The sequence below is a fragment of the Streptomyces sp. SID13726 genome, assembly GCF_010548375.1.
Lineage (GTDB): Bacteria > Actinomycetota > Actinomycetes > Streptomycetales > Streptomycetaceae > Streptomyces.
In genome coordinates this window covers 50,194-70,608 of sequence record NZ_JAAGLY010000018.1, presented here as the reverse complement: position 1 = coordinate 70,608, position 20,415 = coordinate 50,194, and the positions used below count along the sequence as shown (strand labels likewise).

The 20,415-nt window shown below is 68.3% G+C and carries 18 protein-coding genes; 4 read left to right on the top strand and 14 right to left on the bottom strand.

Going from position 1 to position 20,415, the window contains the following annotated elements; genetic code table 11:
• Window positions 1–855: an amidohydrolase family protein gene (locus tag G3I78_RS34755; protein ID WP_203615924.1), complete on the top strand. Its 855-nt coding sequence runs from the start codon at window positions 1–3 to the stop codon at window positions 853–855.
• Window positions 856–980: 125 nt separating this feature from the next.
• Here G3I78_RS34755 and G3I78_RS34750 read toward each other — a convergent pair whose 3' ends face one another.
• The 7 genes from G3I78_RS34750 to G3I78_RS34720 form a co-directional block, all read right to left on the bottom strand.
• Window positions 981–1,673 carry a haloacid dehalogenase type II gene (locus tag G3I78_RS34750; RefSeq protein ID WP_203615923.1) on the bottom strand — a complete coding sequence of 231 codons (693 nt, stop codon included), beginning with the start codon at window positions 1,671–1,673 and terminating at the stop codon, window positions 981–983.
• A 549-nt stretch (window positions 1,674–2,222) separates the two neighbouring features.
• A complete protein-coding gene (locus tag G3I78_RS34745; protein WP_164432110.1) occupies window positions 2,223–2,999 on the bottom strand; it encodes an MBL fold metallo-hydrolase in 777 nt (258 codons plus the stop codon).
• A gap of 151 nt (window positions 3,000–3,150) precedes the next feature.
• Window positions 3,151–4,587 carry a DHA2 family efflux MFS transporter permease subunit gene (locus tag G3I78_RS34740; protein WP_164432108.1) on the bottom strand — a complete coding sequence of 479 codons (1,437 nt, stop codon included), beginning with the start codon at window positions 4,585–4,587 and terminating at the stop codon, window positions 3,151–3,153.
• A gap of 127 nt (window positions 4,588–4,714) precedes the next feature.
• Window positions 4,715–5,413: an SDR family oxidoreductase gene (locus G3I78_RS34735; protein ID WP_164432106.1), complete on the bottom strand. Its 699-nt coding sequence runs from the start codon at window positions 5,411–5,413 to the stop codon at window positions 4,715–4,717.
• Between the two features lie 153 nt (window positions 5,414–5,566).
• Window positions 5,567–6,733 carry an epoxide hydrolase family protein gene (locus G3I78_RS34730; protein WP_164432104.1) on the bottom strand — a complete coding sequence of 389 codons (1,167 nt, stop codon included), beginning with the start codon at window positions 6,731–6,733 and terminating at the stop codon, window positions 5,567–5,569.
• A gap of 371 nt (window positions 6,734–7,104) precedes the next feature.
• Window positions 7,105–8,121, bottom strand: a complete 1,017-nt coding sequence (locus G3I78_RS34725) for an NADP-dependent oxidoreductase (RefSeq protein WP_164432102.1) — start codon at window positions 8,119–8,121, stop codon at window positions 7,105–7,107.
• Window positions 8,122–8,245: 124 nt separating this feature from the next.
• On the bottom strand, window positions 8,246–8,821 hold the full coding sequence (locus G3I78_RS34720) for a TetR/AcrR family transcriptional regulator (RefSeq protein WP_164432090.1): 576 nt from the start codon (window positions 8,819–8,821) through the stop codon (window positions 8,246–8,248).
• A 75-nt stretch (window positions 8,822–8,896) separates the two neighbouring features.
• Between G3I78_RS34720 and G3I78_RS34715 the strand changes: the two genes are divergently transcribed.
• On the top strand, window positions 8,897–9,793 hold the full coding sequence (locus G3I78_RS34715) for a TIGR03620 family F420-dependent LLM class oxidoreductase (protein ID WP_203615922.1): 897 nt from the start codon (window positions 8,897–8,899) through the stop codon (window positions 9,791–9,793).
• 129 nt (window positions 9,794–9,922) lie between these two features.
• Here the strand turns inward: G3I78_RS34715 and G3I78_RS34710 are convergent, their stop codons facing one another.
• From G3I78_RS34710 to G3I78_RS34680, 7 genes are all read right to left on the bottom strand, one after another.
• A complete protein-coding gene (locus tag G3I78_RS34710; RefSeq protein WP_164432088.1) occupies window positions 9,923–11,536 on the bottom strand; it encodes a 4-coumarate--CoA ligase family protein in 1,614 nt (537 codons plus the stop codon).
• Between the two features lie 37 nt (window positions 11,537–11,573).
• A complete protein-coding gene (locus tag G3I78_RS34705; protein WP_164432086.1) occupies window positions 11,574–12,461 on the bottom strand; it encodes an alpha/beta fold hydrolase in 888 nt (295 codons plus the stop codon).
• Window positions 12,458–13,972, bottom strand: a complete 1,515-nt coding sequence (locus G3I78_RS34700) for an NAD(P)/FAD-dependent oxidoreductase (RefSeq protein ID WP_164432084.1) — start codon at window positions 13,970–13,972, stop codon at window positions 12,458–12,460. Before G3I78_RS34700 ends, G3I78_RS34705 begins: the two co-directional genes overlap by 4 nt.
• Window position 13,973: 1 nt before the next feature.
• Window positions 13,974–14,933, bottom strand: coding sequence for a 3-hydroxyacyl-CoA dehydrogenase (locus tag G3I78_RS34695; RefSeq protein ID WP_164432082.1), 960 nt, complete (start codon window positions 14,931–14,933; stop codon window positions 13,974–13,976).
• Between the two features lie 103 nt (window positions 14,934–15,036).
• Entirely contained in the window at window positions 15,037–15,765 is a 729-nt protein-coding gene (locus G3I78_RS34690; protein WP_343243934.1) for an alpha/beta hydrolase, read from the bottom strand.
• Between the two features lie 806 nt (window positions 15,766–16,571).
• Window positions 16,572–17,066, bottom strand: coding sequence for a helix-turn-helix domain-containing protein (locus tag G3I78_RS34685; protein ID WP_164432078.1), 495 nt, complete (start codon window positions 17,064–17,066; stop codon window positions 16,572–16,574).
• A 256-nt stretch (window positions 17,067–17,322) separates the two neighbouring features.
• The gene (locus G3I78_RS34680) at window positions 17,323–18,345 is read right to left on the bottom strand and encodes an AraC family transcriptional regulator (protein ID WP_164432076.1); all 1,023 of its coding nucleotides are present in this window, start codon (window positions 18,343–18,345) and stop codon (window positions 17,323–17,325) included.
• A gap of 199 nt (window positions 18,346–18,544) precedes the next feature.
• On the opposite strand from G3I78_RS34680, the gene G3I78_RS34675 reads away from it, so the two are divergent.
• Window positions 18,545–19,627, top strand: a complete 1,083-nt coding sequence (locus G3I78_RS34675; protein WP_203615921.1) for a zinc-binding dehydrogenase — start codon at window positions 18,545–18,547, stop codon at window positions 19,625–19,627.
• 128 nt (window positions 19,628–19,755) lie between these two features.
• Window positions 19,756–20,286 carry a 2,4'-dihydroxyacetophenone dioxygenase family protein gene (locus G3I78_RS34670; protein ID WP_203615920.1) on the top strand — a complete coding sequence of 177 codons (531 nt, stop codon included), beginning with the start codon at window positions 19,756–19,758 and terminating at the stop codon, window positions 20,284–20,286.
• Window positions 20,287–20,415: the final 129 nt, after the last annotated feature.

Below are 20,415 nucleotides of genomic sequence, written 5' to 3'. Positions count from 1 at the left end.
GTGACTTCCATCGACCCTCAGCAGCCGACCGCGGCCTTCGACACCCACGCCCACGTCTTCAGGCAAGGACTGCGGCTGGCGCGCGAGCGGAGGTACAGCCCGGATTACGACGCCGCGGTAGACGCCTATCTCTCTCTGCTGGACGCGCATGGCCTTGCGGCGGGGGTTCTGGTGCAGCCGAGCTTCCTCGGCACGGACAACTCCTACCTGCTGGAAGCTCTCGGCAAGGCGCCGGAACGCCTCCGTGGCGTGGCCGTCATCGACCCCCGGACGACGGGAGAGGAACTCGACCAGCTCGCGGAGTCAGGCGTGTGCGGGATCCGCCTCAACCTGATAAGCCGCCCGGTGCCCCCGCTGGGCGGGCGGCTCTGGCAGCGACTGGCACACGAACTCGCCGCCCGTGGACTCCACTTGGAAGTGCAGGCACAACAACGACAGTGGGAGGAGCTGGAATCGTGGCTGCTCCGCTGGCCCGGCGCGGTGGTCGTCGATCACCTGGGCCTGCCTGCGGCCGCGTCGCTGTCCTACCCCGGCTCCGCCGCGCTCTCCCGACTGCTGGCCGCGCAGCATGTGTGGGTGAAGGCGGCCGCACCGTACCGTTCGGCACCGCAGGCGGCCACCGCAATGTTGCGAAACCTGCTACGCGCCAGAGGCGGCGAGCGGATGCTGTGGGGGAGTGACTGGCCCTGGACCCGGCACGAGGAGGGCCGTGACTACGGCACGGCCTTGGCATGGCTCACGGCGGAAGTCAGCTCCACCGAAGCTCAGCGGATCCTGTGCGCCAACCCGGTGCGACTGTTCGGCTGGTCTGCACGTCCTCGCAAGGTCCTGGACCAGGGAGCCGCCCCAGCGTGACTGCTCCTTCCTGCCGGTAGCTTGACCCGGGATGGGCCTACCCTGTTGACGGGTGGCAACGACTGGAGAGCGACAACGGACTGAGCCTGCAGTGCCGTTGTGCCGGTTGGTCTGCGGCAAGACCTTCAGGTGTCCAGGCGCTCGGCCAGTTCCGTCATCGAGTCCACAGAGATGTCGGCCTCCGGATCGGTAACCGGTGGCGGGGCAGCCGCCGGGCCGTACTCCTGCGGACGGTGTACGTAGGCGGTGCGCAGGCCGCACGCCCGAGCCGCGGCGAGGTCGTCGATGTGCGCGGCGACCATCATGACCTGCTGAGGCTGGAGTCCAAGCAGCCGCGCGGCGCCCAGATAGACCTCGGGGTCCCCCTTGTAGTGCCCGAAGAGCTCTGCGGACAGCACCGTGTCCCAGGGCAGCCTGCCGTGCTTGGCCATGTCCACGAGTAGTGCGACGTTGCCATTGGACAGCGACGCAATGATGAACCGCCTCTTCAGCTGTTCCAGGCCAGGGACTGAGTCTGGCCAGGGATCGAGCCGGTGCCAGGCGAGCACAAGGTCGGTGCGCATGTCCTCGGGCACATCTGGCACCTCGAACTCGACGAGCAGCTCGTCGAGTGACGCCCGGTGCAAGTCGTCGAGATTCGTCCAGGGCAGCTCGCCACCCCGTACCCGATCCATCGACGGGAGGTACCGGCTGCGCCAGGCGTCGGCGAACGCCTCGGCGTCCACGCCGGATCCCAGCTGACGGATGTCGCGCGCGACGCCGGAGCGCCAGTCCACGACGGTGCCGAACACATCGAATACGAGAGCGCGGATGTCCACGCGATCACCGTAATGCCCCGTCTCTTCCGGATGCGGGACTGAACGGCGGAGACCCTGGCCCGAGGGCTTCGATGTGTCATGTGACAACCGTTGTGTCTCCGCGGGAGGCCGGGAGGTGGCATGGGCACAGGCACCCTCCGCCAGTGCGGCAAGCGCCGCCATAGTTGCGCCGGCGGCGACTCCGATACCCCGCCAAGCGGGAGGAATCAGGTCAAAAACGCCGGAGCGAAGGCCGACGGACACCAGTGGCCGAGCACCGATCAGGTGCCCACGAGTGCGGGTTGGTTTCGGTCGAGCTCACCCTGAGGACGGACACAAAAGCAATCAGGGCGTCGGCCGGAGCGTCCCCTGCGGCGAGGCCTGTTGCCGGGTTATCGGCGTGTGCTGTCGGGGCATCAGCAGCGCCAGGGCCGCGACCGGGCGACCGCGGCTCTGACCCAGAGTGCGGGGACGAGCCCGTCCACGAACAGGGAGGGCGGCGGGCTATCGAGGACTACCGCGCTGCGGCACTCTTCGGTAGCCCGCCGACGGCCCGCGATCTGCACCGGTCTAGAAGGGGGTGCCGAACAGGTAGTAGTTGCCGATGTCGATCACGAATGGGCTTCCGTAGGAGGGGAAGCGCTCGATGATGGCCTGCTTGTAGGCCTCGCCGTCGTCGCCGAGGAGCTCGCGGGCGGCCTCCAGGTACTCGGCCATCTCGGCGAAAACAGCCTGTCCTGCGGGCAGCCCGTGTCCGGGCAGGACCGTGTCGTAAGCCGGGTCGACGAGCTCCTGCAGGATGTCCTGCCAGCGGGCGATGTCGTTGTTTCCGACGAACACATGAGTGTGGTGGTAGATGAGGTCCTGTGCCACCAGCACGCCGTGTTCGGGCAGCCGGATCAGCAACTGGTCGGTGGTCTCACCGCCGGAAACGGCTTCGAAGACGAAAGGGACACCGTCGATGACCTCGGTGCCGGGGGTGATCAGGTCGGTGGGGGCTGTCTCTGCTGCCGGGACCGGGATGCCGGTCGGGTCCTTGAGGTCGCCCCGTGCCGCCATCTCATCACGGGTGACCGCCAGCGCGTGGATGGGTGCGTTGAAGCGGTGTGCGCCCTGGTAGTGGTCCGGGTGCGCGTGGGTGATGATGAGCCGGTCCAGCGGCTTGCCGAGCCCGTTGGCGTATTCGACGACCTCGTCGGCGTCCGCGACCGTGACCTGGCCGTCCACCGCGATGAGCCGGCTCGGGGTCTCGATCAGCTGGGTGGTTACGTTCAGGGCGGTGTCGGGAGCCATGTAGCTGTGCACCCGCACGTTGCCCTTGTCGATGATGGTGACTGTGCCTCTCATCGCTCTACTCCTTCTGGTCGTCCGTCGGTGAATTGGTGCGGTAGGTCGAGGCCGATCACTGCTGCGGTGTTGGTGACGTCCGGGACTCAGTGGGCGGGATCGGCAGGGGCGCCACCGACAAGCCACCCGAACCTCGAAATCTGGCGCGGGATCAGACGGCGGCCGGGATTTCGCCGCCGAGGTCGGAGGCCGATTCATCGGCCTTGTGCTGTCGGGGCATCAGCAACGCCAGGGCCGCGGCCAGGGCGACGGCACCGGCCCCGACCCAGAGCGCGGGCCTCAGTCCGTCCACGAACAGCGACGCGGAGCCGTAGCCGCCCTGGGCGGAGAAGACGGCCGCCAGCGACGCGACGCCGACGGCGCCGCCGACCTCGCGGATCGCGTTGTTGGCGCCGGAGGCGATGCCCTGTTCCTGAGGGCGGACGGTGCTCATGACGAGGTTGGCGCTGGGGGCGAAGAACATGCCCATGCCGATGCCGCAGACGATCAGCGCCGGAAGCAGAGAGGTGTACGACACCTGCGGTTCGACCGCCAGTGCCCAGAGCCCGAGGCCTATCGCGTTCAGGGCCATGCCCACCGTGACGACGGGAGCGCCGCCGATGCGGTCGGACAGGGCCCCGGCCAGCGGTCCGGCGATCATGGGCATGGCGGTCCAGGGCAGCATCCGTACGCCGGCCTCCATTGGCGAGTAGCCGCCCACGGTCTGCAGGTACTGGCTGAGCAGGAAGATCGCCCCGAACATGCCCAGGAACATCAGCAGACTGGCGGCGTTGATGGCGCTGAAGGAACGGTGGCGGAAGAGCCTCATCGGCAGCATCGGGTGCTCGGCCCGCAGTTCGAACAGGACGAAGCCGACGAGCAGAGCCGTACCCGCGATAAAGCCGCCCAGCACCAGGGTGCTGGTCCAGCCGTCGGCGTTGCCGCGCACCAGGGCGTACACGATGCCGAACAGGCCGCCGCTGGCCAGGACTGTTCCGGCCAGGTCGAGGCTCGGGTTCGGGCCGTGGCTCTCGTCCAGCCTCAGCAGGGCGAGGGGAATCAGCGCCAGGCCGATCGGGACGTTCACCCAGAAGATCCACTGCCAGGAGAGGTGCTCGGTGAGCGTGCCGCCGATGAGCGGTCCGGTGGCGACGGCTATGCCGCTGGCCGCGCCCCAGATGCCGAAGGCTGCGCCGCGTCGCTCGGCGGGGACGGCCGCTGCCAGCAGGGTGAGCGTCAGCGGCGTCACGATCGCGGCCCCCACGCCCTGCGCGGCGCGGGCGGCGATCAGTTCACCCATGCCGGGGGCGAGTGCGGCCGCGGCCGAGGCGGCAGTGAAGATCGCGAGTCCGATGGCGAAGAGTCTGCGGCGGCCGAAGCGGTCGCCGAGGGAGGCGCCGAACATGAGCAGGACCGCGAAGGTGAGGGTGTAGGCGCTCACGGTCCATTCGAGGTCTTCGAGGCCGCCGCCGAGGTCCTTGCGGATGGAGGGGAGGGCGGTGGTGACGATCAGGTTGTCGAGCGCGGTGATGAATCCGGCGATGCTGGTGATGACCACGGCCCATACCGCGTTGCCGCGCCGAGCCGGTTGCTTGCTGTGCTGGTTCATGACGTTTCCTTGGCAGACGTGCTGGGCGATGGATCAATGGACGCGGATGCCGGCGGGCGAGGGCACGGTGTGCGGTGGCGATCACCGGCATCCACCGGCTCGGTGCGGATTGCTGTGTGGCCGGCCCTCAGGGGAGCTGCGGGTAGAGCACGGAGACGCCTCCGGACAGCGCCGCCTGCGCCTGGCGGGCGGCGTTGTCCGCGAGGATCTCGTAGGCGCCGGCGGCGATGCCGTCGACGGCGATCCGGGCGATGTCGGCCGGATCGGACTTGGCGGCGTCGACGTCACGGACCATGTCGGTGTCCATGTAGCCGACGTGCAGTCCCGCGACTCGGATGTTCTGGTCGGCGAGCTGCACACGCATGGCGTTGGTGAGCGACCACTCGGCGGACTTGGCGGCGCTGTAGGCGCCGAGCTCCGGGAAGCTGACCCAGGACAGGCCGGACAGGATGTTGAGGATCGTTCCGCCGCCGTTGGCCGCGATCTGGGGTGCGAACGCACGGACCACCGACAGGGTGCCGAAGTAGTGCGTGTCCATCTCCAGGCGGATGTCGTCCAGGTCGGCGGCGAGCAGGTCGGCGCCGGTGGAGGATCCCGCGTTGTTGATGAGGACGGTCACGTCGCCGGTGGCCTCCGCGGCGGCGACGACGGAGGCGGGGTCGGTGATGTCGAGCGCGATCGGTTTCGCGCCGGGCAGGTCGACCTGACCGGGGTTGCGGGCGCCGGCGTAGACGGTGGCGCCGCGGCTGAGAAGTTCGGCGGCGAGGGCTCGGCCGAAGCCCCGGTTGGCTCCGGTCACTAGGGCGGTGCTGGTGGAGAGGTCCATGGACGGTTCCCGGTGAAGTGAGTCATTGAAGTATGGTCATAATCTTAAGAGGGATGGCTCGGTGATCGCAAGCGGGCTGCGCCGGAGAAACGCTGTTGTGGACAGGGTTCGAAGCTGCCCATGGTCCGCGGGCGGGAGGCGTCGTCGAGTCGATCAGCGGGGCAGTTCTCGGAAGAAGGCGCGGATGTCGCCGACGAGGAGTTCGGGCTGTTCCATGGCGGCGAAGTGGCCGCCGCGGTCGAACTCGGTCCAGTGCACGATGTGGGCGGCGCTTTCGGCGAAGGTGCGGATGGGCAGGACGTCGTGCGGGAAGACCGCGACGCCCAGCGGGGTGGGTGACCGCTCCGGGGAGACCGTGGAGTGGGTGACCTCGTAGTAGAAGCGGGCCGAAGAGGCGGCGCTGTTGGTCAGCCAGTACAGCATGACGTCGGTGAGCACACGGTCGCGGTCGACTGCGCCCCCGGGTCGACCGGTGGGATTGTCGGTCCATTCCTGGAACTTCTCGGCGATCCAGGCGAGCTGCCCGGCCGGAGAGTCGGCCAGCGCGAACCCGATGGTCTGCGGCCGGGTCGCCTGGAGGGCGAAGTAGCCGCCGCCGTCGGCCTGGAGTGGGAGGTTGCGGTCGAGCCGGGCCTGCTCCTCGGGACTGAGGCGATCCAGCTCCCCGGGCATACCGGAGGGGGCGGTCTCCAGGAAGTTGACGTGCACGCCGATGACGTGGCCGGCGTCGACGAGGCCGAGTGCCCTGGAGACGAACGAGCCCCAGTCGCCGCCCTGGGCGCCGTAGCGGTCGTAGCCGAGGCGGGCCATCAGCTGCGCCCAGGCACCGGCCACCCGGGTGGGGTCCCAGCCGCGTTCGGTGACCGGGTTGGAGAACCCGAAGCCGGGGATGGACGGGATGACCAGGTGGAAGGCGTCGGCGGGGTCGCCACCGTGCGCGCGAGGGTCGGTGAGGGGGCCGATGACGTCCAGGAACTCGAGGAACGAGCCGGGCCAGCCGTGAGTGAGGACCAGCGGGGTCGCGTCGGCCTCGGGGGAGCGTACGTGCAGGAAGTGGATGTTCTGGCCGTCGATCGTGGTGGTGAACTGCGGCAGTTTGTTCAGCCGCCGCTCCCAGACGCGCCAGTCGTAGGTGGTGCGCCAGTACGCGGCCAACTCGGTCAGATAGTCGACCGGGACGCCCATCTCCCATCCCGTGCCGGGGATCGCGTCGGGCAGCCGGATGCGGCCGAGACGGTCGCGGAGGTCGTCCAGGTCGGCCTGCGCGATGTCGATGCGGAACGGGCGGATGGCGCTGTCACTGTCGGTGTTGCCTGTCATTTCTCACTGCTTCCTGTGCCGGGAAGGGCGGACGGGAGGTGATTCGCGCGCGTCTGGTCGTCGCGCCGGTACGAGAACCGGGCCGGGCCGGTAGCAGGTCACTCAGTGGGAAGGAAGGATCTCGGGCCGACCGCACCCGTGAGGCCGGCGAGGCCCGTGCCCGGTCGCCCGCCGCAGTCCGTGCTCTGCCGAGGACGATGCGCCAGGGCCGGCGAGGCGGGGGACAGGCGGGATCCGTCGGGTCGGAAGCGGTGCGGTGGGCGACGAACGGGACTGCGGCACGACGCGCTGGGCCCGAGCGGGAGCTCGTGGCCGTGGAGGGGCCCGCCGTGTGCTCGGTGGGCCCTCGGTCAGCTGCCTGGGCGGCAGGTTCAGAGCTTGACGATCATCTTTCCGACGTTCTCGCCCCGCATCATCGCGAGGAAGGCGTCGAGGGTGTTGTCGAGGCCTTCCTTCACGGTCTCGCGGTAGTGGAGCTTGCCCGTGGCAAGCCAGCCGCCGACCTCGCGGACGAAGTCCGGCTGGAGATCCAGCTCCTCGCTGAACATGAACGCCAGGATGTCCGAACGCGTCACGGACAGGTTCCACAGGTTGCGCGGTCCCACGACCTTCTCGTCGTTGTACTGGGAGACCATGCCGCTCAGGACGATCCGTGCGTGCAGCTTGAGTGCGCCGATCGCCGCCTCCAGGTGCTCGCCGCCGACGTTGTCGAAGAAGACGTCGATGCCGTCGGGCGCCGCCTGGGCCAGCTGCTCGGCGACCGGCCCGTTCTTGTAGTTGAACGCCGCGTCGTAGCCGTACTCCTGGACCAGCAGCTTGACCTTGTCGTCCGAGCCCGCGCTGCCGATCACGCGTCCGGCGCCCTTCAGCTTGGCGATCTGGCCGGCCACGCTGCCGACCGCGCCGGCCGCGCCGGAGACGAAGACTGTGTCGCCCTCCTTGATCTTCGCGAACCGTTCGAGCCCGATGTACGCGGTGAGGCCGGTGACGCCGAGCACGCCCAGGTAGGCGGTGAGGGGCGCCAGATTCGGGTCAACCTTCTGGGCGGTCGCCGCGTCGAGGACCGCGTGGTCGCGCCAGCCCAGGACGTGCACCACGTGGTCGCCGGGCGCGAAACCCTCAGCGTTGGACGCCAGGACGCGGCCGACCGCGGGGCCGTCCAGCGGTGCATCGACCTCGTAGGGCTCGATGTAGGACTTCTTGTCGCTCATCCGGCCGCGCATGTAGGGGTCGACCGAGAGGTACTCGTTGGCGACCAGGAGCTGCCCCGGGCCGGGCGTGGGGAGCTCCACCTCACGCAGCGAGAAGTCGGACGGGACCGGTATGCCCGCCGGACGGGCGTCCAGGTGCCAGGCGCGTGCGGTGGTGGGCAGGGTCTGCTCGGACATGTGGATCAAGTCCCTTCGGTGGGGAGGTGGTGCTCCGGGTATGGTGTACAGAAAGGTCTGTTTAGTGAACGCAGAAGTCTGTTTGCAGGTGCGGGAGCGAGCCGCGAACGACCAGCTCCAGGAACTATCGGGGGCAGGCGGCGTCGAGCAGGGCGCGTGCCGCCTGCTTGGCGGCCTCGGCGGTGACGCCGGCGTGTTCGACGCGTGTCGCCGCCAGTGTGCCGTCGATGAGCAGCGTCAGCTGGAATGAGAGCGTGTCGGGATCCGCGGCCCCGGCCGCGGCGGCCAGGCCGCGCACCCAGGCCCGGACGGTGCGCTTGTGCTCGGCGGCGACGTCGTGAACGGCGCTGCCGGGCTCGTATTCCGCCACCGCGCTGATGAACGCACAGCCCAGCCGGCCCTCTCGTGCCGTCTTTTCCAGCGCGACGAAGATGCCGAAGAGCTGTTCACGCGGGTCCTCTCCGGCCGCGAGCGCCGCGGAGCGCAGGTGGCGCCGCCAGTCGTCGTCCATCCCTCGCAGGTAGGCGGCGACCACGTCGTCCTTGCTGGGGAAGTGCGCGTACAGCGTGGCCTTGGCGACTCCCGACTCGGCGACCAGCCGGTCCACTCCCACGGCATGGATGCCATGGGCGTAGAACAGCTTGCTGGCGGTTTCGAGAATGCGATCCCGGGCCGGGCGTCGCTTGGCCGTGGTGTTCATGGGATGTAAGTTAACAGACAGGTCTGTCTACTGCAAGCGGACGATGTGCTCGACCGCGTACACGAGGAGATGTTTATGGGCAGCATTGACGGTCTGGATCTCGGGAAGTTCGGGGTCTACACCTTCGACTTCGAGGTCCAGCCGGCGGCGCGGATACGCGAGTCGGTCCAGGAACTCGAGGAGCAGGGCTGGCGGGCGCTGTGGATTCCCGAGCTGCTCGGGCGCGACGCGTTCACGCACGCGGGCTATCTGCTCTCCTGCACCGATCAGCTGCGTGTCGTCAACGGCATTGCGCAGATCTGGTCACGCGGAGCCCAATGGGCGTACGGCGCCGGCCTCCTGCTGGCCGACGCCTACCCCGACCGGCATGTGCTCGGTCTGGGATTCGGCGGCGGACAGGGGCCGGGGACCAAGCCGCTGGCGGCTATGACCGCGTACCTCGACGAGATGGACGCACTCCAGACCCGGACGCCCAACCCCCTGCCGAAGACTCCGATGCGCCGCATCATGGCCGCGTACGGGCCCAAAATGCTCGAACTGGCCGGCGAACGCACCGCCGGCGCGCAGACCTATCACGTCAACGTGGCGCACACCGCACAGGCGCGGGAGATCCTCGGACCGGACGCCTTCCTGGCCGTCGAGCACGCGGTGCTGTTCGAGTCCGACCCCGACAAGGCCCGCGCGATCGCCCGGCAACATCTGCACATCTATCTGAACACCCCCTACAACGTCGCGAAGTTCCTCCGGCTGGGCTACTCGGAGGAGGAGATCGCCGGTGGCGCCGACCGCATCGTCGACGACCTTGTGTTCTGGGGCGACCTGGACACCATCGTCGAGAAGCTCCGAGCTCATGTCGAGGCCGGCGCCGATCACGTCGCGGTGCAGGTGATCGGGATCGAGCCGGGCGAGTCCGCGATGCCGTACTGGCGCCTGCTCGGCGAGGCGCTTCTGCCCCGGGGCGGCAACGCCTGATCTGCGGTTTGAGCAGAGCACCGGCAAGGCACTTCCCGGCCTGTCGCCGCGCTCGGGGGACGACACTTCGGGGCGGCCCGCCACAGAGCCGCGCAGTGAGCCCCGTCCCCTCTGGTCCCCGACCGTGTGTCACCCGGTCGGGGAGCGCAGGTCCTTGCGGAGGATCTTGCCCGACGCGGACTTGGGGATGACGTCGATGAACTCGACCCGTCGGACCTTCTTGTACGGGGCGACCCGGCGCGCGACGAACTCGATGACCTCGTCCGCGGTGAGATCGGTGCCGGGCCGGCGGACGACGAAGGCCTTGGGGATTTCCTCGCCGTCGTCGTCGGTGACCCCGATGACCGCGGTGTCGGTGATGGCCGGGTGGGTCAGCAGCAGGGCTTCGAGTTCGGCGGGCGGGACCTGGTAGCCCTTGTACTTGATCAGTTCCTTGAGCCGGTCGACGATGAACACCCGGCCGGCGGCGTCGACTTGAGCGAGGTCGCCCGTGTGCAGGAACCCCTCGGCGTCGATGGTGGCAATGGTCGCTTCCTGGTTGCCCAGATAGCCGGTCATGACGTTCGGTCCCTTGACCCACAACTCGCCGGGCTCGCTCAGCCCTTCTGTGGGGTAGGGGACTTCGTTTCCGGTCGAGGGGTCGACGATCTTGTTGATCGTGTTGGGGACGGGCCATCCACAGGAGTTGAGCGGCGCGGCCTCACCGAACTGTTCCTGGCCGCCGTCCACGGGCATGCAGTGGCTGACCGGGCTCAGCTCACTCATGCCGAAGCCCTGGGTCACCCGCACGTCCAACCGCTCGGCCACGGCGGCCCCGAGTTCGGCGTCCAGCGGTGCGGCGCCGGACAGGATGACGCGCAGTGACGACAGGTCGTACTGGTCGACCAGAGGATGCTTGGCCAGCGCCAGCGCGACCGGCGGGGCGATGAAGCCGTAGGTGATCCGGTGTCCCTGAATGGTGTCCAGGAACGCGGTCAGATCGAATCGGGGCATGATGACCAGTGTGGCTCGCGCCTGCAAGGCGGCGTTGAGCAGCACGGTCATGCCGTAGATGTGGAAGAACGGCAGCACCGCGAGGATCTTGTCCTCGGGGCTCATCGCGAACAGCGGGCGGATCTGCGCCATGTTGGCCACCAGGTTTTGGTGGGTGAGCATGACGCCCTTGGGGTTGCCGGTGGTTCCGGAACTGTAGGGCAGTACCGCCAGGTGCGTGGCGGGATCGAAGTCGACCTCGGGTGCCGGGGCGTTCAGGGCGAACAGGTCGTCGGCGTTCGCGTGGCCGGTCGCGGCCTGCCCGTCGCCGTCCAGGACGATGAGGTTCTCCTGCGCTATCCCTACGGTCTGCGCCGCCTCCTGCGCCTGCGGCAGCAGCGCCTTGACGGTGATCAGCATCTTCGCGTTCGCGTCGGTGAGCTGCTTGGCGATGTCCTGCGCGGTGAACAACGCGTTGATGGTGGTCGCGGTGGCGCCGGCCCGCAGAATGCCGTGAAAGGCCACGGCGAACAGGGACGAGTTCGGTGCCAGGAGGCCCACCACGCCCCCGGCGCCGATACCGCGAGCGGCCAGCGCGCCGGCCGTCACGTTGATCCGTCCGATCAGCTCCCGGTAGGTGGTCCGGGTGCCGTCGGCGGTATCGAGGAGCGCGACCCGGTCCAGATCCGTCTGGCTGAAGTCTCTGAACAGGAGGTCGAACACATTCACCTGGGGAATGTGCACGTCCGGGAACGGGCTGGCGAAAACCATGAAAGGTCCTCCATTTCTCGTGTGGTGATCGGAGCGATCAGGGCGTGGTCGCCGAGCTCTGGGGCGAGGTGCTGACGACACGTTCCGAATCGGCGAGAAACGTCAGGACACGGGAGGCGAACTCGTCGGGGCACTCGATCTGCGGCATGTGACCGATCCCGGTGAAGAGCTGGGATTCGGCGTGGGGGAGGAGTCGGCGTGCGGCCTCCAGATGATGGACAGGCAGGACCCGGTCGCGGTCGCCCCAGATGACCAGAGTGGGGCGGGGGTGCTTCACCACGGCGGCGGACAGCTCCGCCTGCCAGCCGGGCTTGGTGCCGCGCGCGGTGGCGAGTGCTCGCAGGGTCTCGAGCATCACGGCGCCCGGATCGGGTCGGCGGGCGATGGCCAAGGCGTGGTCGATCCGTTCCTTGGTGGCTAGTGCCGGGTCGACGACGAGCAGGCGCTCGGCCATCCGTGCACCGGCGCGGGTGGTGCGTCGGGTGGCGAGGCGGCCGAGGGCGGGGACGGCGAGCAGCCGCAGCGGCAGCGCGACCTCGGGGCCGAACCCGGCGCTGTTGACCAGCACCAGCCCGGCCACTCGTTCCGGAGCGAGGACGAGCAACTGCTGGGCGATCGCGCCACCGAGGGAGTTGCCGACCGCGTACAGCGGCCGCCGCTCGCCCAGCACATCCAGAGTCTCGATCACTCCGCGGGCGAGCACCTCCAGCGTGGTGGGCTCGACGGCGCGGGCGGAGAACCCGAAGCCGGGAAGGTCGAGGGCGATCACCCGGTGGGCGCGGGACAGGAGAGGGTACTGCGGTGCCCAGTCCTCGAGACTGCGGCCGATGCCGTGCAACAGGAGCACGGGTGGGTCGGCGGGGTCGCCCTCGACGCGGACGCGCGTGAGCCGGCCGTTGACGGAGACGAAGGCGGGAGTGCTCATGCCGCCGCTTTTCTGGGGGGTGCCGTCGTGTTCACCACGGCGGCGGTGAACTTCAGAGCGGCGTCCTCGACGGTGCGCAGCCTGGCCCGGTCCTTGGTGTAGCTCTGGTCCACCGTCCAGGGCCCGTGCGAGCCCTGCTTCGGGAACAGGTGCGCTCCCCGGTTGACGTATCCCGTGTCCATGTCGAGGAACGGCCGCCGGATGAGCGACGGGTCGTCGGTGACCGGTGTGACGGTGGCGTAGCCGTGCCGGTCCATGTGGGCGAGCAGCCGGCACACGTGATCGGCGACCAGGTCGACCTTCAGCGTCCACGCGTTGTTGGTGTAGCCGATGACGAAAGCGAAGTTGGGTACGCCGCTGACCATCATCGACTTGTACATGAGGCGGTCGGTGAGGTCCACCGGTCGCCCGTCGACCTGCAGGGCGATCCCGCCGAACGGGAGCATCTTCAGTCCGGTGGCGGTGACGATGACGTCGGCCTCGAGCTCGCTGCCCGACTCGAGCAGGATGCCCCGCTCGGTGAACCGCACGATGCGATCGGTGACCACCGACGCCGCACCGCTGGAGATGGCCTTGAACATGTCCGAGTCGGGGACCACACACAACCGTTGGTCCCACGGCTGGTACTTCGGGTTGAAGTGGGTGTCGACCGCGTAGCCCTCGGGAAGGGCGCCCGCGTTGACCTTCCGGATCAGACGGCGCGTCAGCGTCGGGAAGCGTCGGCTGAAGCCGTAGATGAGCTTCTGGCGGTTGATGCTGAACCGCTGGGCGGTCCGCCACCCGAGGGTCTCGGGCAGCAGCCGGAGCAAGGCGTTGGCGATCGGGTCGCGGCGCGGCGCGGGCAGCACGTACGACGGTGAGCGCTGGAGCATCGTGACGTGGCCGGCCTTGTCGGCCATCGCGGGAAGCAGCGTCACAGCCGTGGCTCCGCTGCCGATGACGACGACCTTCTTGCCCGTGTAGTCCAGGTCCTCCGGCCACTGCTGCGGGTGGACGATCGGACCATGGAAGTCCTCGCGCCCCTCGAAATGCGGGGTGTACCCGCCGGCATAGTCGTAGTACCCGGCGGCGGAGAGCAGCACGCCGCAGGTGACGTCGAACCGCTTGCCGTCACTCGTGCGCTCGACGGAGACGGTCCAACGCGCCTCGGCGGAGGAGAAGTCGGCGCCGAGCACCTTGTGCCCGAGGTGGATGTGCCGGGCGAGGTCGTTCTCCGCGATCGCCTCGTTCAGGTAGTCGAGGATTTCGTGGGCGTCGGCGATCGAGTTGTCCTTGGTCCACGGCTTGAATCCGAAGCCGAAGGCCTGCATGTCGGCGTCCGACCGCAGGCCGGGGTAGCGGAACAGGTCCCAGGTTCCGCCGATCGCGTCGCGGCCGTCGATGATCGCGAAGGTCTTGTCCGGCTGCTTGGTCTTCACGTGGTAGCCCAGGTCGATGCCGGTGAGACCGGCGCCGACGATCATCACGTCGACGTGCGTGAGTGCGGGGCTCGCCGCAGGGGTTCTGCTCATGTCAGATGTTCCTTCCGATGGGCGACATCGAGGACACGAGGTCCGCAACGACCGAGATATGGGGGACGTCGAGGAAGCCGGGACGCTGGTAGGCCGGATCGGGATAGTCGTAGTAGCCCTTGCCGGTCTGCAGTCCGAGCCGCCCGCGGTCGAGGAAGTTGTTCTTGATGTAGTCGGCGTTGGCGCTCATCTGCGCATCGCCGGTCTCCCCGCCCCAGTGGGAGAGGACGTCGTGCACCGTCTTCATGCCGATCATGTCCATCATTCCCAGCGGCCCGAACCTGGCGCCGGTGAACAGGAACGTGCGGTCCACGTCCTCGGGAGCGGCGATCCCGTTCGTCACGAGGGTCTGCGCGGCGTTGAGGAAGGGAACCAGCCATGTGTTGACGACGTAGCCGTTCTGTTCCTTGCGGACGGGGATCGGGATCATGCCGATCTCGACGGCGAATTCCGTCACCTCGGTGAGCGTCTCCGGCGTCGTACCGGGATGAGCCATGATCTCGGTGAAGTTCATCGCCCAGAGCGAGGTGGAGAAGTGGAGAGCGCAGAACTTCTCCGGACGGCCGGTCGCCGAGGCGAAGTCCCTGGGGAGGAAGGTCGAGGAGTTCGTCGCGACGAGGGTGTCAGGGGGCAGGAACTCGGCCACCTCCTTGTAGACGGCCGTCTTGACCTCCGGGATCTCCGGCACCGCCTCGATCACCAGGTTCGCCTGTGCGACCGCGCCGGCCAGGTCGGTGCTGTAGGTCAGGCGCTGCCTCGTGGCTGCGATGTCCGCGTCGTCGGCGCCGACGTCCGACAGGTAGACGCCGGCGTACTGGTCGTGCGCGGCCCGGCAGCGCTCAATGGCGTCCGGTGCGATGTCGTACACGGTGACGGTCTTGCCCTTGAACGCGCTGTGCCAGGCGATCTGTCCGCCGAGCACACCCGAGCCCAGGACGGTCACTTTGTCGAGTCGGGACATTGGCTCTCTCTTCCTATGGCGGCAGGAGTTCGCAGAGGCGGGAGGGCGGCACAGTTCGCGCCGGTCATGTGGGTGGCGGGCACTCTCGCTCCGTAGGCGATGGCTAGGCCCGGACGCTTTCCCAGTGCTGTGTCAGTGCGTCGGCGAGTTCTCGCGGGCGTTGGACCGGTCCCCAGTGACCGCTGTCCAGCCGGACAACGTTCGTGGCCCTGACGCTCTTTGCGAGAATGTCGGCGCGTTCCACCGGCTCGAACTGGTCGGCGATGCCCCAGAACACGAGGGAGGGGCTCGTGAGGTTCGCCAGACCGATCTCCCACTCCGCCCCGACGTGGGCAGCAGAGCGGTAGAGGCGAAGGATGCTCTCCTTCATCGTGGCGTCCAGTCGGCTCGCGGTCTGGCCGGCGCGATGGGCGGGCACGCCGCTTGCCTGCAGCAGCTTGCTCAACTCCGACGCGTCGAACTCGGCCATCCACTGCTCTCCGACTTCGGGGGTCTGCCAGATCTTCCCGAGGTCGTGCCACTCGACCGCACCACTGACCGAGGCATCGCCGTCGGCCCAGGTCCTCACCAGGTCGGGACGCAGCGAGGCGACGCGGGCGGTGAGGGCGCAGCCCCAGTCATGGCCCACGAGGTCGACCGTGCTGCCGAGTCCCTCCAGCCGGGCAGTGATCCAGTCGACGTACTCCTCCTTGGTGGAGGAGAAGCCTTCAGGCACCGGGCATCCGAAGCCGGGCAGTGCGAGTGTGAGGACATCGGTTCGCGTCAGGTGGTCAAGGACGTCGTCCCACACGTGGTAGGTGTCCGGGACGCCATGGACGAGTACGGCAGGCACGGTCTCTCCGGTCGGCTGATGGCCCTCAGGGGGTGCTGTAGTTCGGGCTTGGTGTCGCGGAAGCCCCATGCAAGGGGGTTCGCTTAAGAACAGGACTGTCCACGGGGGACCCGCAACGTCAGCAGAGCACGGGGTAACTCCACGACCGGTGGTCCCGGGCGGGTGCCGACGGGCTCGTCCGTCAGGTATGGGTGAGGGACAGCGACAGCCAGACGGTGTTCTCGCCGGAGGTGTCCAACGGTTGTCCGCCGATCAGCTGATCGCCCAGCGGTCCGGCCCCGCAGCAGCACCGGTATCGGTCTTGTCGGTCACTGCGGGGGAGCGAGGTGTCTCACGGTCGACCGCGTGCTCGATCGGGATCGGCGCGTTGTTCGGCGAGCTCGGGAGGGGCGCAGACAAACGCTGCCCGAGTGGTTCCGAGTCAGCGCGTGGTACTGATCGCCGAGAGCCGACCAGGGCTGGACCCGGGCATCCGTGGTGACGGCTCTTCCGGTGCCCGCTGGAAACAACTGCTCGGTGGGGGTGAGCTGTTCACTCGGGTCGAGCGGTAATCGATCACTTCGGCGGCTCGACGTGATCGCTGCGCGGTGTTGTTGGACGGCTCGGCCGCCTGCTGAAGCGCTCATGGCACACCTCGTCGTGTGACTGCCCCCGCCTCGGCGGCGGCCGGTGGAGCGGTGCTCGGCCATCTGATCCGAGCCAGCCGCCCACGTGCTCACGCTCGTTTGCGGGCTGAGGGGCTCACACTAGGAGAGTCACTACCATCATGCAAGTGACTGGTTGTGGTGATGGTCGTCACCGTGGGCTCACGAGACCTGCTGGTTCCTCCGCTCCAGCACGGCTCGGAGCCGGTTGTCCGCGGACGGTCCCGGCAGGAACGTGGTGTGCTCCTCGTCCGCGGGGTGGCCAGTCGTACGGTCGATCAGCAGTGGATCGATGTCCGTGCCTGACACCTTGTCCACCACGCGCACATTCGGCGCCGCCGGGGGGAAGTGGTCGATGCCGAAGGCGTACAGGGCGATGAGAACCGGGCGGAATGCCTGGCCGGCCTCGGTCAGGACGTACTCGTCCCGCGGAGGGTGCTCGCTGTAGCGGCGGCGCTCGAGCAGGCCGGCCTCGACGAGCGCGCCGAGCCGGCGGGTCAGAGAGTTCGGTGAGATGCCCAGGCTCTTCTGGAACCCGTCGAACCGGGTGATGCCATGGGTCGCGTCGCGCAGGATGAGGATGCTCCACCACTCGCCGACCCGTTCCAGCGCCAGCGCGACCGGGCAGCTCATGTCCTGAAAGCTCTTCCGTTCCATGATGGAAGTCTACGGAGGGGGCAGCGGCGCCCGATGTGGTGAGGCACAGCTCGAACTGATCGTCTCCGCAATCCACAGCAGGGCGATCGGTGGGCCCGGCACGATCACGTCGAGGCCGGTGTCATGGGGCGCGGAGGTGACGGCGTCACCGATCCGGAGGGCCGGAGGGCCTGCTTGAACGCGCCTTTGCCGTCGATGCTCAGCAGGGTCACGGCGATTGACCCGAGTGCGGAGTCGGCCCTCCTGCACCGAGGATTCAAGACTGCCGGGTAGGCGCGGACTCTGGCGTGCTCTGCCGGCGTGCGCGCAGTTGTCTGGGTGTTTCGCCGTACCACCGCCGACAGGCTCGCGTGTAGCTGCTGGTCTCGGAGTAGCCGAGCATGGTCGCGATCCGGGAGATCTGCATGCCGGTGGCGGAGAGGTCCCATGCCATGTCGCGCCGCACGTCGTCGAGGATCTCTTCGAAGGACGTGCCCGACTCGGCCAGCCTGCGCTGGAGCACCCGCGGGTGCAGGGACATCGCCCTCGCGATCGCGACCAGGTCGGCATGGTTGACGACCAGAAGCCGCTGGGTCATGCCGCGCACGTGATCGGCGACCGCCAGGTCGGGCCGTATGCCGGCGAGGTAGTTCTCGGCCAGGGCCAGTGCGGCCGCGTCCCGACCGCGGATCGACTGGTGCAACGAGTGCGGAGGCAGGTGGATGGAGTTCATCTCCTGCTCGAACTCGACGGGACACCCGAACATCTCGCGATAGCTCGCCATGGGCGCTATGCGGCGGTGCTGCAGTGTGACCCGGAGCGGAACGAAGCTCTCCCCGAGCATCAACCGGAAGGCGTCCATCGCGATGCCGAGGCCCTTCTCGACCATCTGGTCGCGATGAGCGAGCCGTCGAAGGTTGGTCGAGAACGTGAAAATTGCCGCGTCCGGCTCACGGATCAGCTCTGTGGAGTCGGGGGGTGCGAGGTGGTGCAGGCACCGGGAGACCCCGTCGATCGCAGCCTCCACCGTTTCCGCGTTGCGGATGATGACCGCGACGGGGCCCAGCATCCGGATGCCCTGCCTGCGGGCCAGGCGCATCCCGAAATCGGGGCAGTCGAGCTCCTGGGCCGCGTCCCCGATCACGGCGGCCACCGAGGGGTACGGAAGAAACGTGTCGTAGTCGCCTGCGGCTCCAGGGTCGACGCCGTGCGCGCGCATGAGCGCGTCGGGGTTGCCGCCGAGACTGGATACCAGCTCCGCGACATTGAGGAGCGCGAGACCACGGATCAGGCTGGTCACAGTCACCAAGTGTCAACTATTAGTCGCATCAAGACAAGTTTCAGAGCTTCACTCGGTGCCAGCATCCTCATCGGCGTCACCTCGCCAGCGTGACGATCTCCGTCTTCGAGGAAGCAGACAGAGCCATGCAAAACCACGTTCATGCAGGACAAACCCTCGTCGCCAGCGGTCGCTGCGACGCCGGCGCGAGGAGCATCTCATGTCGATGAAGGCAGTCGTCATGATCAACAGCGGGCTCGAGGTGGTCGAGGCGCCGCTCCCGCAGCCCGGCCCCGGGGAGGCCCTCGTCAAGGTCCTTGCGGCGGGGATCTGCGGCAGTGACCTGCACTGCGTCACCCATGGCGCCCAGCTGTTGGACAGCGCCAAGGAGGCAGCGGGAGTAGAGCTGTTCAAGCTGGACGAACCGGTCGTCCTCGGCCACGAATTCTGCGCCGAGATCGTCGAGTACGGTCCCGGCTGCCGCGAGACGCTCGCCCCCGGCAGCCGCGTCGTCTCGGTACCGTTCCTGCTGCGGCCGGAACCCGTCACCCTCGGCTTCGGGGGCCCCGGAACCCCGGGTGCGTACGCCGAGTACATGCTCCTGTCGGAGGACCTGCTCGTTCCGGTGCCCGACCACGTGCCCGACGACATCGCCACCCTCGCGGAACCGCTCGCGGTCGCTCTGCACGCCGTCAACCGCGGCGGCCTGGGAGCCGACGACGTGCCGCTCGTGATCGGCTGCGGCCCCATCGGGCTCGCGGTGATCGCGGTCCTGAAGATGCGGGGCATCGGCCCGATCGTGGCGTCCGACTTCTCGCCGTCGCGCAGGGCGATGGCCGTTGCCCTCGGCGCCGACGTCGTGGTCGACCCGCGCGAGACGTCGCCCTACGAGTCGTGGCAGGAGGTCGCCGCCTCCTCCGACCCGACTCGGTGGGGCCGCCAGACCCCGATGTTCCCAGGAGCGGGCCTGCGTCCGTCCGTCATCTTCGAGTGCGTCGGTGTCCCCGGCATCATCCAGCAGATCCTGGCCGGAGCCGCGCCCTGCTCGAAGGTCGTCGTCGCGGGCCTGTGCATGGTGCAGGACACCTTCTACCCGACCTTCGCGATCATGAAGGAGATCGACCTGGCCTTCTGTATCTCCTACACGCCCGAGGAGTTCGCCCAGGCCCTGGGACACATCGCCTCCGGGGAGCTGCAGGTCGAGGCCTTCATCACCAGTCGCGTCGCACTCGACGACGTGCCCGAGGCTTTCGCGAGGCTGTCCGACCCGGAGAAGGACGCCAAGATCATCGTCCTTCCGTGAGCTGATCCGCATCCGAGCCGCCTTCCCGCCCACGGCTGACGGCGGGCCCCACTTCGGGGACCCCGCCCTCCCGCCTGCGGGACCCGCCTCGGCGGGCCGCGACAACCATGAGAAAGCAGGCACCCGCCATGACCGCAGAACTGACCGCCAACAAGGTCCCTGTCGTCTCGCTCCCGCAGACCGAGCTGCTCACGGTCAACGTGAACGAGATCCCCGTCCTGAAGGACTCCCTGGGCCCCGGCATCGACTTCCAGCCCCTGTTCCTTGACCCCGAGATCGGGGTGTGGGTCATCCTCGGAACCTTCGCGCCCGGCGTGGAGCTGCCCATCCACCTCCACACCGGCCCCGTGCACGGTTACACCCTGAGCGGGGAGTGGATCTACAAGGAGTACGCGGACCAGCCGCAGACCGCCGGGTCGTACCTCTACGAGCCCGCCTCTTCGGTCCACACCTTCGCCGTGCCGGAGACCACCACCGAGCCCACGGTCGTGCTCTTCATCGTGTACGGCGCCAACGTCGGCTTCACCGACGACGGCCAGTTCCACTCGGTCCTCGACGCCGTCACCGTCCAGAAGCTGACCGCGGACTGCGCACGGGCGCAGGGCCTGGCCCCCATCAAGTACCTCACCGGTGGGACGGCCAAGTTCACCGACGCGTAACCGGGACCGGCGGTGCGGGTATCGAGGTGACGTGAACCGATGCCCGCACCGCCCTTCAACCGGGGCGGCACGACGGGACCGTGCCGCCCCGGAGAAACGTTCAATCACACAAGAGCAGCACGGAGGCCG

Coding starts and splice junctions, on each gene's coding strand:
- G3I78_RS34745 (WP_164432110.1), bottom strand. CDS start 2,999: ATGAGAGGCACAGTCACCATCATCGACAAGGGCAACGTGCGGGTGCAC.
- G3I78_RS34695 (WP_164432082.1), bottom strand. CDS start 14,933: ATGTCCCGACTCGACAAAGTGACCGTCCTGGGCTCGGGTGTGCTCGGC.
- G3I78_RS34715 (WP_203615922.1), top strand. CDS start 8,897: ATGGGCAGCATTGACGGTCTGGATCTCGGGAAGTTCGGGGTCTACACC.
- G3I78_RS34720 (WP_164432090.1), bottom strand. CDS start 8,821: ATGAACACCACGGCCAAGCGACGCCCGGCCCGGGATCGCATTCTCGAA.
- G3I78_RS34725 (WP_164432102.1), bottom strand. CDS start 8,121: ATGTCCGAGCAGACCCTGCCCACCACCGCACGCGCCTGGCACCTGGAC.
- G3I78_RS34670 (WP_203615920.1), top strand. CDS start 19,756: ATGACCGCAGAACTGACCGCCAACAAGGTCCCTGTCGTCTCGCTCCCG.
- G3I78_RS34705 (WP_164432086.1), bottom strand. CDS start 12,461: ATGAGCACTCCCGCCTTCGTCTCCGTCAACGGCCGGCTCACGCGCGTC.
- G3I78_RS34685 (WP_164432078.1), bottom strand. CDS start 17,066: ATGGAACGGAAGAGCTTTCAGGACATGAGCTGCCCGGTCGCGCTGGCG.
- G3I78_RS34675 (WP_203615921.1), top strand. CDS start 18,545: ATGTCGATGAAGGCAGTCGTCATGATCAACAGCGGGCTCGAGGTGGTC.
- G3I78_RS34740 (WP_164432108.1), bottom strand. CDS start 4,587: ATGAACCAGCACAGCAAGCAACCGGCTCGGCGCGGCAACGCGGTATGG.
- G3I78_RS34735 (WP_164432106.1), bottom strand. CDS start 5,413: ATGGACCTCTCCACCAGCACCGCCCTAGTGACCGGAGCCAACCGGGGC.
- G3I78_RS34730 (WP_164432104.1), bottom strand. CDS start 6,733: ATGACAGGCAACACCGACAGTGACAGCGCCATCCGCCCGTTCCGCATC.
- G3I78_RS34700 (WP_164432084.1), bottom strand. CDS start 13,972: ATGAGCAGAACCCCTGCGGCGAGCCCCGCACTCACGCACGTCGACGTG.
- G3I78_RS34710 (WP_164432088.1), bottom strand. CDS start 11,536: ATGGTTTTCGCCAGCCCGTTCCCGGACGTGCACATTCCCCAGGTGAAT.